The sequence below is a fragment of the Brevibacterium sp. ZH18 genome, from assembly GCF_022748595.1.
Classification (GTDB): Bacteria; Actinomycetota; Actinomycetes; order Actinomycetales; family Brevibacteriaceae; genus Brevibacterium.
The window spans coordinates 37,601-51,875 of sequence record NZ_JALDSX010000003.1; the positions used below are offsets into that span (position 1 = coordinate 37,601).

Annotated in this window: 7 protein-coding genes; 4 read left to right on the forward strand and 3 right to left on the reverse strand. The window is 64.0% G+C overall.

Features of this window, described 5'->3' with window-relative positions; genetic code table 11:
* The first annotated feature begins 36 nt into the window (after window positions 1-36).
* On the forward strand, window positions 37-1,236 hold the full coding sequence (locus tag MPN20_RS01840; protein ID WP_242778780.1) for an acetyl-CoA C-acyltransferase: 1,200 nt from the start codon (window positions 37-39) through the stop codon (window positions 1,234-1,236).
* An 81-nt stretch (window positions 1,237-1,317) separates the two neighbouring features.
* Here the strand turns inward: MPN20_RS01840 and MPN20_RS01845 are convergent, their stop codons facing one another.
* A complete protein-coding gene (locus MPN20_RS01845; RefSeq protein WP_242778783.1) occupies window positions 1,318-4,245 on the reverse strand; it encodes an HNH endonuclease signature motif containing protein in 2,928 nt (975 codons plus the stop codon).
* A 722-nt stretch (window positions 4,246-4,967) separates the two neighbouring features.
* Between MPN20_RS01845 and MPN20_RS01850 the strand changes: the two genes are divergently transcribed.
* A complete protein-coding gene (locus MPN20_RS01850; RefSeq protein WP_242778786.1) occupies window positions 4,968-6,284 on the forward strand; it encodes an MATE family efflux transporter in 1,317 nt (438 codons plus the stop codon).
* Window positions 6,281-7,099, forward strand: a complete 819-nt coding sequence (locus MPN20_RS01855) for a GNAT family N-acetyltransferase (protein ID WP_242778789.1) — start codon at window positions 6,281-6,283, stop codon at window positions 7,097-7,099. Before MPN20_RS01850 ends, MPN20_RS01855 begins: the two co-directional genes overlap by 4 nt.
* A gap of 47 nt (window positions 7,100-7,146) precedes the next feature.
* Here the strand turns inward: MPN20_RS01855 and MPN20_RS01860 are convergent, their stop codons facing one another.
* Together MPN20_RS01860 and MPN20_RS01865 are read right to left on the reverse strand one after the other, a co-directional pair.
* Entirely contained in the window at window positions 7,147-8,514 is a 1,368-nt protein-coding gene (locus MPN20_RS01860; RefSeq protein ID WP_347566787.1) for a M1 family metallopeptidase, read from the reverse strand.
* Window positions 8,441-12,424, reverse strand: coding sequence for a Pls/PosA family non-ribosomal peptide synthetase (locus MPN20_RS01865; protein WP_242778792.1), 3,984 nt, complete (start codon window positions 12,422-12,424; stop codon window positions 8,441-8,443). Before MPN20_RS01865 ends, MPN20_RS01860 begins: the two co-directional genes overlap by 74 nt.
* Window positions 12,425-12,888: 464 nt before the next feature.
* Here MPN20_RS01865 and MPN20_RS01870 point away from each other — a divergent pair, with 464 nt between their 5' ends.
* On the forward strand, window positions 12,889-14,103 hold the full coding sequence (locus MPN20_RS01870) for an amidohydrolase family protein (RefSeq protein ID WP_242778795.1): 1,215 nt from the start codon (window positions 12,889-12,891) through the stop codon (window positions 14,101-14,103).
* Window positions 14,104-14,275: the final 172 nt, after the last annotated feature.

Below are 14,275 nucleotides of genomic sequence, written 5' to 3' on the forward strand. Positions count from 1 at the left end.
CGTCGTCAGAACATTTGAGAAGAAGGAAGAATCATCATGCGTGAAGCGGTCATCGTATCGACAGCCAGAACCCCCATCGGCAAGGCCTACAAGGGGGCCTTCAACGATACCCAGGCTCAGGAACTGGCGGGGCATGCAATTTCTCATGCGGTCAAGCGCGCCGGTCTTGAGGGTGGCGAAGTCGAGGACGTCATCCTCGGCGCCGCTCTCCAGCAGGGGAGCCAGGGTACGAACATCGGACGCCAGGGTGCACTTCGTGCCGGGCTTCCCGCCACGGTCCCCGGCATGACCATCGATCGTCAGTGCTCCTCCGGGCTGATGGCGATCGCCACTGCCGCCAAGCAGATCCTCGTCGATGGTCAGGAGATTGCGGTCGGCGGCGGTGTCGAGTCTGTGTCCCTGGTGCAGAACGACAAGATGAACATGTACCGTGCGCAGGACCCATGGTTGGTTGAAAACGTTCCGGGCGTCTACTATCCGATGCTCGCCACCGCCGAGGTTGTTGCGGAGCGATACGGCATCAGCCGTGAGGCTCAGGACGAGTATTCCCTCAGCTCGCAGCAGCGGACAGCAGCAGCTCAGGAAGCCGGTCGGTTCAACGACGAGATCGTGGCGCTGCCGACGACGAAGATCGTCGTCGATAAGGAGACCAAAGAGACCTCGAAGCAGCAGGTCACCCTTGAACAAGATGAGGGCAACCGCCCGTCGACGACTCTGGAGAGCCTGGCGGGATTGAACCCCGTGCTTCAGCCTGGTGCAGCATCGAAGGTCCCGAGCGTCACGGCAGGAAATGCCTCACAGCTGTCTGACGGAGCTTCTGCATCTGTGCTGATGTCGGGCGAGGAAGCGAGCCGCCGCGGGCTGGAGCCTTTGGGCATCTACCGCGGTATGGCTGTTGCGGGCTGCGAACCTGACGAGATGGGTATCGGCCCGGTGTTCGCAATTCCGAAGCTGCTCAAGACCCAGGGGTTGTCGATCGACGACATCGGGCTGTGGGAGCTCAACGAGGCGTTCGCTGTCCAGGCGCTGTATTGCCGAGACCGCCTGGGCATCGACCCTGAGAAGTACAACGTCGACGGCGGTGGCATTTCAGTGGGTCACCCCTACGGAATGACCGGTGCTCGCCTGGTCGGCCATGCGCTGATCGAGGGGCGCCGTCGTGGTGTCAAGTACGTTGTGGTGACGATGTGCATCGGCGGCGGACAGGGCGCTGCCGGCTTGTTCGAGGTCTGCTGACCGCAGGACCCTCACTTCGGCTAAGGACAGCCCCCGCTGGCTTACTGATGTTCGGCCCACATATTGATGTGGGTCCGATCATCAGAAGGGCGGGGGCTCTCCTGTGTCCCAGAACCATTCCTTAGGGATCGAAGTGCGGGTGTTAGAACCTGAGGTGTTAGAACTTGAGGTGTTGGAACTTGAGTCTTTCGAACCCGCGGGGCCAGTAGCTGAAGCATTTGAGTCCGGACTGTCTGAGCCGGAATCATCAGGCGCGAAATTGCCTGTACTCACATTGCCCGGTTGGATATTTTCTGAACCAGGGGCGTCTGAACCTGGGGCGTCTGAACTTGGGGCGTCTGGATCGGTGTGATCAGGTTCAGTGCTGTCGGCGAACGGGTCAACGTATTCGCACCATCCGGGGCGGCCATCTTCGGCAGCGGGCTCGGGACATGAGCGCGCTCGCTTCCTCTGTCCGCTGAAGCTTTCGTTTCCTGGTTGGGGTGGTGAGTCGGGTGGCGCTGTTGGGACTGTCGGTGAATCGGCCCGCTGTGCGTCGGGGGATGGAGACTCACTTGAGGATGTTTTCTGCGATGCTGCAGCTGGCATTGTTGCAGCTTCAGCAAAGTATTTGAGGAAGAGTCGTGCGTGCTCGACGTTGATCGGGTTGTCGGGAGCGAGTACCTCAGCGGTGATGCCGTGTCGAAAGACGTACTCAAGTCGCCCCGGATCCGTCATTGTCACTGAAAATCGGTTGTCTGTCTTCGCCTGGTGGTGGAGTTTGCACAGGCTGTGAAGATTGCCGAAGCGGGTAAGTCCGCCATGGTCAGGCTCGTCGTGGTTGAACGGTTCGATGTGATCGACTTCAGAAGTCTCTGCACGCCTGGTGCAACCGGGCACAGTGCAGGTGAGCCACTGGGCGGTGAGTGTCTGACGGACAGATCGTGGAATCGTATAGCTGGTTGCCTTCGCATCGAGTGGCGTTCCAGTTGCAGGATCGGTGAGGATCCTGGTCCACGTTGACGAATATCCCGCGAGTCTGCGTGCCATGTCGGCGGGGAGTGGGGAGCCGTCCGGCAGCATTCCGGCGAGGTCGCATACATTTGCCGATGAACCTTCGCCGGCTGAGCGTGGCTGCCGAGATTGTGTCTTCGCTTGAGACGCACCGGTGCCCTGGGTCGTGGCGTCTTCACTGCTGTGAGCGTCTTCGCTCGGTTGCCGATCCGGGGCGACTCCCTCCACGTCGCAAGCAGGATTGCTGATGCCGCCGGCACCTGGTTGTCCGAGATATTGGTTCAACATGGTCAGCATCGGAACGGTAATGGTCGTCCGGGCCTGCTCGGCCAGCCAGTATTCGCCAGTGGGCATCTCAAGGAGCATTTCGTAGGTGACTGAACTCGGTGAATTGCCGTCCCGATCCGCCGGCTCGGACTTGAAGTCGTTGCCGAATGCGCCGCTGGGTCTGGTGCTGCTGTTCAAGAGTGCGTTAGTCAGGCGCGCATTGTGGGGCCAGGCGAATTTGGTATCGGACTGTTCCTTATCTGGCTGGTCCTCTGACGGCTGGGCCGGAAGCGGTTGGTCTTCGTGCGGCTGGGCCGGAGGCGACTGGTCTTCGGGCGGCTGGTCCTCTGACGGCTGGGCCTGATTTGAGGGTTCCGTAGTACAGGTGCCTGCGTTCTTCGCCGACTGCTCTTCGAAATTCTGCGCTTTGGAATTCTGCTCCTCAGGCATCTTTCCGAAGGTGCGGTCGATGAAGTCGAGTAGAGAATCCGCATCTGACGTTGGTACCCCGTCGGGGCGCACGAAGAACTCGTCGATGGGGAAGTCTGTGGTCGACGTGCCACCGGTCGATGTGTTGTGGCTGGTGACTCGAAGCTTCAACTGTGGGCGAGTTCGGGTGAGGATGTCGAACATCAGGGCATCGATGCCACGAGTATCTTCGAAATCGTCGCCAGGGTTGAGCTGGTCGCCGAAGGCCGCGGTGTTGCCTTTGTATACAGCGCGAGCGAAGGCTTCAATTCTTCTGTAGCAGGCATGGAGCTCGGGAGCGGGACCTGTCAGGGTCAGATACGAGGTGCCGTCGTCGCCGGTGCTGATATCCACTCGGCGGCGAACCGACACCTTTTCGAGCGTCTCAACAGCTGGCTGGGTTGCCGCGATCTTGAGTGCGAGCGACCGTTTGAAGGTGTCGATCGTAATGTCGGCGCGTCGGTTGGCTAGGTAGTCGTCGATTGTCGGCAGGTATTTGAATTCGACATCGCGGCAACGTCGGGTCACGAATATGACGTGTTCGATGGTGAAGTCGCCGTCGATGCAGCGTTGGTGGAACTGGGGAAGTCCGTGGACGAGTGTCATCGCGGAGGTGATGTGCTTGTACGTACCGGCAGTCGTGGCGCCGAGGAGAGTTGAGTATTCACTGATGTCGTCCGGCATCGCGAATTGATGCGTCCACCCGTTGAAGGTGGAGTTGAGGGCGAAGCCGGGAAAGTCCGGGAGGGGATCAGGGTTTTCGCGTGACCGTTTCTGCTCGCGACGGAATCGGCGACCTGCGCTGCGATCCTTCTTCCGACCGGATCGGCCCACATGCGGTGCGGTGGAGGAAGATCCAGGTGCTTCGTCACCAGCCGTGGACGTCGAATAGTCGACGCTTCCTGTCCATGCGTCTCCAGGTGATTCTCTGTCGGAGGCTGGTTTCGAATCGCATGTACTAGTCGGCGACTTCTTTCGTCCGGGTTCGCGAGTGCTATGACGTTGAACGGTCTCTGCGAGCGAAGCGAAGTCGTAGGCTTCGTCCAAATCAGGGCTGGCGAGGCCGAGATAATGGACGACTTCCCTGGCGAAGATTCCGCTTGTCGCGGCAAGAGCGGCAATCTGTGCTCGGTCGCTGTGCGTGTAGATGGATAGAAGGTCGGCAAGCGGAGAATCATCGGCGAGTTCAAGTCCGCGTCCACTGGACGAAGATGGGTTGGTGGAATCGGCATGCGGTTGGGACCAGCTGTTTCCGACGGTGCTGTCGTCGATGAGTTTCATGGTGCCGCCTCCTTTCCACTGGACTGCGGGATCACTTCGGTGTGATGGTGTCTCTCTCAATTATACTGCTGAGAGGGACGGAAAGATATAGAAATATGATTAAATATAGAACAGAACTAGGTCAAGCGATCAAATAATAAAAGCCATATTCTGCGGATGGATGAAGAATGATGGTAGTGGACCATCGTAGATACGAAATCTATTCGTTTACGGTGTTATCGTCTCATTCGCCACTGACACGAGACGTGTTTTTTGTGGTGCCTGTTTTTGAGATGGTCGGAAAGTCACTCGCAAGTACCAACCCACCGACCCGCGTCCGGTGCCTTTCGTTTGCCGGACCGGAAGGTGGCCGACTGACCGACCGCAGGTACGTTGCGAGCCGACAGTCCTGACCGGCCGCCCAGACAGGCCGTGCGAGCCGACTGACCTGACCTGCCGCCTAGACGGGCCATGCCAGCCGACTGTCCTGACCAAGCTCCCGGACTGACCATCCAGACCATCGCAACCGACCAGCGCACCTGACCGCCGCACCAGACCTCCTGACCTGACCATCCAGACCGCGGCACCAGACCGCGGCACCAGACCGCCGCACCTGACCAGGACAACAGGTCAGCGCACCTGACCAGGGCAACAGGTCAGCGCACCAGACCGCCGTATCTGAGCAGCGCACCCGACCAGGGCAAGAGGTCAGTGCACCAGGTCAGGACAACTAGACTCGGGTCGTGGCATCGATCAATAAGGACATTCTCCGACTGGCGCTCCCGGCTCTCGGAGCCCTGATTGCCGAACCCATTTTCCTCCTGTCTGACACGGCCATGGTCGGCCACCTCGGTGCTGGTGCCCTTGGTTCGCTCGCCATCGCATCGACGATCCTGCAGACCGTGCTGGGGTTGATGATCTTCCTCGCCTATGCGACGACTCCGCGGGTGGCCAAGCACATGGGTGCCGGGGACCGCCCGGGTGCGATCAATGCCGGGTTCGACGGGATCTGGCTGGCGCTCTGCACGTCTGTGGTTCTGCTTGTGGTGGGACTGCCGCTCCTCAGACCGCTCATCGCTGCCTTCGACCCCAGCGCCGAGATCGCGGCTGGAGCCCATTCCTATCTGGCGATATCGTGGTGGGGGCTACCCTTCATGCTGGTCGTCATCGCCGCCACAGGCCTGCTGCGTGGACTTCAGGACACGCGCACGCCTCTGATCGTCGCGGCCGCCGGCTGCATCGCCAACATCGGCCTCAACGCGTTCTTCATCTACGGCCTCGACATGGGAGTCGCGGGCTCGGCAATCGGTACAGTCATCGCGCAAGCGGGCATGTGCTCTGTGTACGTAGTGATCTCGATCCGCGCGGCGAAGAGATTCCACGCCACGTTCCGTCCCGACTGGTCAGGGGTTCTCGCCTCCGCGAAGACGTCGGGTTGGCTCCTCGTCCGCAACGCCTCGCTGCGCGCCGCGCTCATCATCCTCGTCTTCCTCGCCACAGCAATGGGCACGACCGAGCTTGCCGCGATCCAAGTTGCCCAGAGCATCTTCTTCGCGCTGGCGCTCGCCCTGGATTCGCTGGCCATCGCGGGTCAGGCCATGATCGGCTTGCAGCTGGGAGCGAAGAACGCGGACTCGGTCTCCGCGATCAATCGACGCCTGTGCATTTGGGGCATCGGCTTCGGGGTCGTCGTGGGACTGATGCTCTTCGCGGGCGCCGGAATCATCCCGCGCGCGTTCTCATCGGACCCCGCCGTCGTCGCAATGCTGGCCGGTCTCCTGCCGGTGCTCGCGCTGAGCATGCCGCTGGCAGGTTATGTATTCGTCCTCGACGGAGTCCTCATGGGAGCCGAGGACGCGCGGTACCTCGCTCTGGCACAATTGTTTGCTGTAGGCGGGTATGCGATCCTGCTGGTTCCGATCATCGCCTTCTGGCCGGGTGCCTTGGGGCTCTGGGCGGCGTTCTGCATCGGGTTCGTCGGGCTCCGGGCCCTGACTCTGGGATGGCGGGTTCGCAACCGAGGCTGGATCGATCGCGCGGTCGAGAAAGGAATCTCATGAACGTCATACGGAACACGGACCAGAACGACGATCCGAACCTCGCCGAGGCTGGGGCGCAGTCAGGTGGGGACGGCTCCGCCGAGGCTGGGGCGCAGTCCACCACCGAGGCGGAGGAGAAGTCCGCCACCTCCGTGGCTGGGGCGCGGTTCGAGCGCGGGACCGGGCTGAGCGCACGTATTCGTCCACTGCGGAACGACGCTTCCGAGGATGTGTTCCTGCCTTTCCTCGACCTGTGCTTCAACTGGTCGATGGACAAACCCCGTGTTGAAGTCGCCGAACTGCTCGAGCGGGAAGACGCTGGGTTCTACTTCAAGGGGTGGGGGCGGAACGGGGACATCGCCGTGGCGGCGTATGCTCAAGCTCCCGAACCCCGCAGCGCCGACGAGGGCGACTCCTCAACCGGCATCGTGGGCCTGGCGTGGCTGAGATTGGCTGAGATCGAGTCTGTGATCGGGAGGTCGTCGAGAGCCAACGAAGGCGCAGGTGCCGACGTACAGGCAGTCCCCAGCGGCCACTCGGGCACAGACCTCGACAGCAGCACAGGCCAGACCGATGCCGCTCCCTTCACCGGCTACGGATGGGTGGCCGCTGACATTCCGGAGCTCTCGATTGCCGTGCTTCCCGATCATCAGGGGCAGGGGATCGGCGGCATGCTCCTCGACGTTGTGTGCACCTTGGCGAAGATGAGCGGTTTCCAAGCCGTGAGTCTCTCAGTCGAAGACGGAAACGGTGCCGCTCGTCTGTATCACGACCACGGATTCGTCTCGGTCGGTCGCAATGCGGACTCGGATATCCTCGTCCGCCGCCTCAGCTGAACATCCGCCAGGTCGCACGTCCAACCAGCCCAGCCCAGCCCAGCTAGTCAGTCAGCGAGCTCAGGAAGCTCGAGCTCGAAGAGCCAGGGACGGACCACCTCGGCGATATCGCGGTCCGCAACGCGGGACACGCATTCGACAAAGTCCGCCGTGTCCACGGAGGAGTGGCGATGCGTGGCGGTCCATTCGCCGATCGCAGCGAAGAACGCTTCGTCCCCGATCTCCTGCCGGAGCGCGTGCAGGCACAGGGCACCGCGCTTGTAGACCCGGTCGTCGAACATATCGGGCCCGCCCGGATCGCCCAACAGGATGTCCTGCGGCTCGCCGGCCAGAGCCTCCCGCCAATTCAGAGCGCACTCGTGGGCGCTGATCCGCCCGGAAGCCTCGGACCACAGCCACTCTGCGTAGCAGGCGAAGCCCTCGTTGAGCCAGATGTCCGACCAGCGCCGAGGTGTCAGCGAGTTCCCGAACCACTGATGGGCCATCTCGTGGGCGACGAGGCGCTCAGCCTCCCATTCCGTGCCCAAATGGTTGGGCCCGAGAACTGACAGCGGCTGCGACTCGAGCGGGATCTCAAGCTCGTCGTCGGTGACAACCACGTCGTAGACCTCGAAGGGATACGGTCCGAAACGTTCGATAAACAGGTTCATCATGGCGTGCTGAACCCGCAACCGGGTCGAGGCCGCACGCCAATGCTCGCCTGCATACAGACCAAGGGGAACGGGCGATTTCGGGACCCCCGCCTCGGCGGCGATCTGCCCCTGCCGGTAACGGCCGATCTGCACGGTGGCCAGGTACGTGGCCAGCGGCGTCGTCGATTCGAAGGTCCACGCCGTCCGACCGGCCTTGCGCGTCTTGTCGACGAGCGCCCCGTTGGACACGACGGTGTACTCGGACTCGACGAGGACCCGGATGCGGTACTTCGATTTGTCGGAGGGGTGATCATTGCACGGGAACCAAGTCGAGGCCCCGACCGGCTGACCGGCCACGAGCACACCGTCCTCAAGCTCTTCCCAGCCGACATCGCCCCACGTCCCGATCGCAGGCTGCGGGTTGCCGACGTAGGAGACGTCGATGCGCACCGGCTGGTTCGTCGGCAGGGTCTCCGTCGTCAGCCGCAGCTTCTTGCCGTGGGTGGAGAACCGGACCTTGCGGCCGTTGACGCTGGCCTTCGTGACCCGCAGGCCGGTCAGATCGAGGACGATCGACGTCGTCTCGGCAAGGACGCGACCGGTGAGGACAGCGCGGGCCGAGAGTCGGTTGGGGCCGATGCGGTAGTCGAGATTCAGGTCGTAGTGGTCGATCGTGAGATCCGGGCTGCCGACACCGGGCGTGTACGGATCAAGCATGTCCGCGCTCCGTCGGTGCAGCTTCGACTTCATGTGCCCCGTGGACGGCAGAAAATTCTGGTGCATCCACCCAGGGTATGACAGGATTGCCGCTGAAATAGGCATGAGCCGGCACGAACTCTCCGCGCATCACCAGCGACGTCGCCCCAACCGTGGCGTTCGTGCCCAATGTGGACGCCGGCAGGATGACGCTGTTGGGCCCGAGCGTCGAGCCCGACTCCAGCACCACCGTGTCGAGACTCATCACCCGGTCGTGGAACAGGTGGGTCTGAATCACACAGCCGCGGTTGATCGTCGCATTGTCACCGAGCTCGACGAGGTCGGTCTCCGGCAGCCAGTAGCTCTCACACCACACACCGTGGCCGATCTTCGCGCCCATCGCCCGCAGGTACCAGACGATGGCCGGAGTGCCCACAGCATTGCGCGTGAACCACGGGGCCGCGACGAGCTCGACGAAGCAGTCGGCCACCTCGTTGCGCCAGATGAACGACGACCACAGAGGATGCTCGCCCGCGCTGATCCGTCCGACGCACACCCACTTCGCGAGCACCGCGAGGCCTGCGGCCACAGCTCCCGCCGCCATCATCACAATGCCGGAGCTCAGCAGGGCGAGAGCGACGGAGGCGAAGAAGGACGTACCGCCGGCTTCGGCTCCTCCCGGCAGTCCGAGCAGGAACAGAATCGTGAGTATGACTGCGCCCACGAGTCCACCGCCGACCATCACCGAGGTGATGCGCAGGGTCTCGAAGAACGCACGGGCCCCACGCACCCGCAGCGACGGTGCGTAGGTCAGAGCCTCGTCGGCAGCGACGGCGGACCGACGCAGCTGGACCGGGGGAGACCCGAGCCACGACGAACCCTTCTTCGCCTTCGCCGGGGCGGTCGAGAGCACAGCGACCAGAGCATTCTTCGGCACCCGCCGCCCGGGAGAGGCGATGCCCGAGTTGCCGAGGAAGGCTCGCTTGCCGACCTTGGCTCGGCCGGCGCGCATCCACCCGTGTCCGAGCTCGTAGCTGGCGACCATCGTGTCGTCGGCGAGGAACGCCCCTGCCGCGATGGTGGTCATCTTCGGCACGAACACGACCGTCGAGATCTCGGTTCCTGGCCCCACTTTGGCTCCGAGCAGCCGCAGCCACCAAGGGGTGAGCATCGACGCGTAGAGGGGGAACAACAGATCGCGGGCAAGATCGAGCAGTCGCTCGGTGGCCCAGACCCGATAGCCGTTGGCCGACCGGACCGGGAACTCACCCTCCCTCATTCCGAGCGAGAGGATCCGCACCGAGGCCAGGATGAGCAGTGCGGTGACGAAGAACCAGATGCACGCGATGAGCGGCGACCACGCAAGGACGAGCCACGGAGACTCGAGAACACCCACACCCGAGACCGCGAGCATGAGCAGAAGGCCGGGAAGCGCGGCGAGGTAGGGCAGCGAGGCATTGATCTGAGAGCCGAGGGCGTAGAACAGGAACGGCAAGCGACGCCGCGGTGGTGGGGCGGGCCAACTCTTCTTCGCTTTGCCGATCCGCACCGCCGGCGACCCTGAATAGATCTGGTTGCGGCGCACCTTGCCGGTGACAGCCGAGCCGGCCTCGACGAGCGCACCGGAGCCGATGCGTGCGCCGGGCATGAGCGTTGACCGAGCGCCGACAGTGGCACCGGCCCCGATCTCGATCGTGCCGATGCGCAGCAGGTCTCCGTCGACCCACCAGCCCTTGAGGTCGACCTCAGGCTCGATGGCCGCACCATCGTCGAGGGTCAGGAAGCCGGTCACCGGAGGGGCGGAGTGGAGGTCGGCGTCGGGGCCGATCCTGTTTCCGAGCAGTTTCGCGTACCAGGTCACCCAGGGTGCGCTCGCCACCGATACGGCGGCGGCGAGATCGGCGATGTGCTCGGCCAGCCACAGCCGCTTGTGCACCCATCCCGACCGCGGATAGTCGCCCGGGGTGACCCCGAGCATGAGCAGACGGGCAGCGAGGGCAGAGATGAGCATCCGGCCCCAGGCCGAGACGAAGACGAGGAACAGCGTGATGATCACGGGCCACGGTGTCGTCGGCAGGTCCGCACCGAGCCCGGCGCCGAGGTTCGCGAGCACCATGGCGATGACGACCCACCTGACCCCGCCGAGGATGTGGACGGGAATCGCGAGCAGCGTCTGGAAGATCTGCATCCCCCGAGAGGTCCGCCCGATCGTCCGCCGTGGAGAGGCGGTCGCCGCTGCCCCGTCCTCACGAAGGCACAGTGAGGCCAAAGCGCCGAAGCGTGGGTGGGCGTAGAGGTCGCCGACGGTGACGCTGGGGTGCTGTGTGCGCAGTCGCGAGACGAGCTGCGCGGCCGCGAGAGATCCGCCGCCGGCGGTGAAGAAGTCGGTGTTGGATCGGGGTGCTGTGCCGAGGATCGACGCCCATTGCTCGGCGATCCACGAGGTGGCCGGATCGAAGCTCTCGGCAGATTTTCCTCCGGCAGCGGCTGCAGCGTCATCATCAGCGGCCGCGTCGGACGTCGGCCAGGGCAGAGCATTGCGGTCGACCTTGCCGGAGGTCTTCGTCGGCAGCTCGTCGATGAGCGTCAGCCGCGGCACAAGGGCCGCGGGAAGTTCGGCGCGCAGCGACTTCTCCCAGCCCGCGATCCGATCTTGAGCGTCACCAATGCTCGTGGAGATGTAGCCGATGAGCAGGTCCATGCCGCCCGGGGTCGTCTTGACTGCGGCGGCGGCCCCTTCGACGCCGGGCAGCGCCTGGAGTGCGGCGTCGATCTCGCCGAGTTCGATCCGTCGCCCACCGAGCTTGATCTGCTCATCGGCACGTCCGACGAAGATGAGCCCGGCCGGATCGGAGATGACGAGGTCGCCGGACCGGTAGGCACGATCCCAGCCGAGGGTCGGCATCGGCGCGTACTTCTCGGCGTCCTTAGCCGGGTCGAGGTAGCGGGCCAGGCCGATGCCCCCGATGATGAGCTCTCCGGTCTCACCGTCGGCGACCGGGATGCCCTCGCCGTCGACGACGGCCAGTGACCAGCCGGCCAACGGCAGGCCGATCCGAACCGGCTCCGATCCGTCCAAGCGTGCACCGCAGGCCACAACGGTCGCCTCGGTGGGGCCGTAGGTGTTCCAGACCTCGCGTCCTTCGTCGCTGAGCCGGCGGCCAAGCTCAGGAGGGCAGGCTTCGCCGCCGAAGATGAGGAGGCGAACGGCGTCGAGGCTCTCCGCCGGCCACAGGGCCGCCAGCGTCGGGACCGTCGAGACCACGGTGATGCCTCGCGAAGACAGCCACGGGCCGAGGTCCATGCCCGACTTCACGAGCGCACGCGGGGCCGGGACGAGGCACGCGCCATGACGCCAGGCCAGCCACATCTCCTCGCAGCTCGCGTCGAAGGCTACGGACAGGCCTGCGAGGACGCGGTCCCCGGGACCCAGCGGCTCCTCCTGACAGAACAGGACCGCCTCGGCGTCGACGAAGGCCGCAGCGGAACGATGGGAGACGGCCACACCCTTGGGTGTGCCGGTCGATCCGGAAGTGAAGATCACCCAGGCGTCGTCGTCGGGGGCAGGTCGGCGCAGTGCGGAACGATCGAGCGGGCCCCTGTGGTTGCGAGCTTCGATCGCACGGTCGGCGGTGACGATTCCGGCCACAGCCGCCTCGGTGAAGACCGTCGCAGCTCGCTCCTCGGGATCGTCGACGTCGACGGGGACGTAGGCGGCCCCGACCATCATGGTCGCCAGGATCGACACGTAGAGGTCGACCGAGCCCGAGGGCACCCTGATGCCCACCTTGTCACCGGGGCCGATGCCCGCCTCGGCCAGCTGCAGGGCCATGCTGCGGATCTCTGTGATGAGTTCCGAATAGCTGAGGACCGTGCGTCCGTCATCGAGCGCGGGCTGATCGCCGTGGGCTCCGGTCGTCTCCAGGAGGAGGTCGATGAGAGTGCGGTCCTCGCGGGGACGGGCGACGGGTGGGTACTGCGCAGAGTATTCGGTCACTGGACTTTCCGGGTAGAGCGAAGGAGCTGAGTCGGACAGGTGCTGCTGAGTCGGGCAGACCTGCTGAGCCAGTGGTCGCTGCCGAGTCGAGCAGGTGCTGCCGAGCAGGACAGGTGTCTGCCGCTGGACGACGTCGGAGACGATACGGACTCAAGGTGTCGTGAAGGTGAACAGTTTCCCGTCGATCTGCCGTTTCGACTTCTGGACATCTTCACTATTCTATGGAGTTTTCATTATCGTCGTGATCGGGCATGACGTGGCCCCGGTGTCCGTGATAGATGTACAACGAGGGCCGGGCATACGTCGCCCAGTCGAGTATCACCGACGAGTCGAGTATCACCGATAAGTCGAGTTCCACCGATAAGTCGAGTTCCGCCCACGAGTCGACTGCCGATGACGGGTCGATTTCCCGATGACAGACCGGTTCTCAATGACGAGCCGGTCATCACAGATGAGGAGTGCACATGGTCACAGTGTTTCAGAATGCGAAAGTCTTCGACGGGGTCCGCTTCCTGCCCGGGCGCCGCGACGTCGTCGTCGACGGGGGAGCGATCGTGGGGGTGACCGAGAGTGGTCAGGGTTCCCACGATGCCGGCGACACCTATGTCGACTGTACGACGAAGACCCTGATCCCAGGCGTCATCGACTGCCACGTGCACCTGACGAGCGCGGGAGCGGGCAACACATCGGCTTTCCACGATCCGTTCTCCCTGCAGTTCTACAACTCGGTCGATCACATGGAGCGCACGCTCAAGGGCGGTGTGACCACAGTCCGCGACGCCGGCGGGACCGACCTCGGCGCAAAGGTCGCAGTCGAGACCGGAGTGATCCGCGGCCCCCGACTGTCCATCGCCGTCAACATCATGTCCCAGACCGGTGGACACGGTGACTTCCACCTGGTCTCCGGCGCTGAGTCCCCGTTCATGGCTCCCCACCCCGGACGCCCTTCCGGTGTCGCCGACGGGCTCGAAGGAGTGCAGCGCAAGGTGCGCGAACTCCTCCGTGCAGGAGCAGACCACATCAAGATCTGCTCGACCGGTGGCGTGCTCTCCCCGCGGGACGACCCCAAGCACTCCCAGTTCACCGAGGCAGAGATCGCCGTCATCGTGTCGGAAGCCTCCTCGCAGGGCGCACACGTGATGTCGCACGCCCAGGGTGCTCCCGGCATCAAGAATGCCGTCCGTGCCGGTGTCCGCTCGATCGAGCACGGCATCTACCTCGATGACGAAGCCATCGACCTCATGCTCGAACACAAGACGTTCCTGGTCCCGACCCTGCAGGCTCCGCAAGCCGTGATCAAGGCCGCCGAGGCGGGTGCCTCCCTGCCGCAGTCCGTGGTCGACAAGGCGCACTCGGTGATCGAAGCGCACTATTCGTCGATCTCGAAGGCTCACGAGGCCGGCGTCAAGATCGCGATGGGCACCGATGCCGGAGTCGGCCCGCACGGCGAGAATCTTGAGGAGATCAGCCTGCTGGCCGGGGTCGGCCTGTCGACGACCGAAGCGCTCGCCGCCGGCACCTCGGTCGCGGCCGAGTTGCTGGGCCACGACAGTGTCGGCCGCATCGCCGAGGGCGCGCTCGCCGACCTCGTCCTCATCGACGGCGACCTCAGCACCGAGGATGTCAGAGGAATCGAGAACAAGGTGAGCTCCGTCTACCTCAACGGCGCACTCGTCTGAGCGAGACCAGCCCGGCTGACTGGGTGGCTGGGTGGCTGGCTGACTGGGTGGCTGGCTGGCTGACTGGCTGACTGGCTGACTGGCGGGTTGACTGGCTGACTGGCTGACTGGCGGGTTGACTGGCTGACTGGCGGGGCAAATGCCTGGTTGCCTGGTTGCCTGGTTGCGAGCT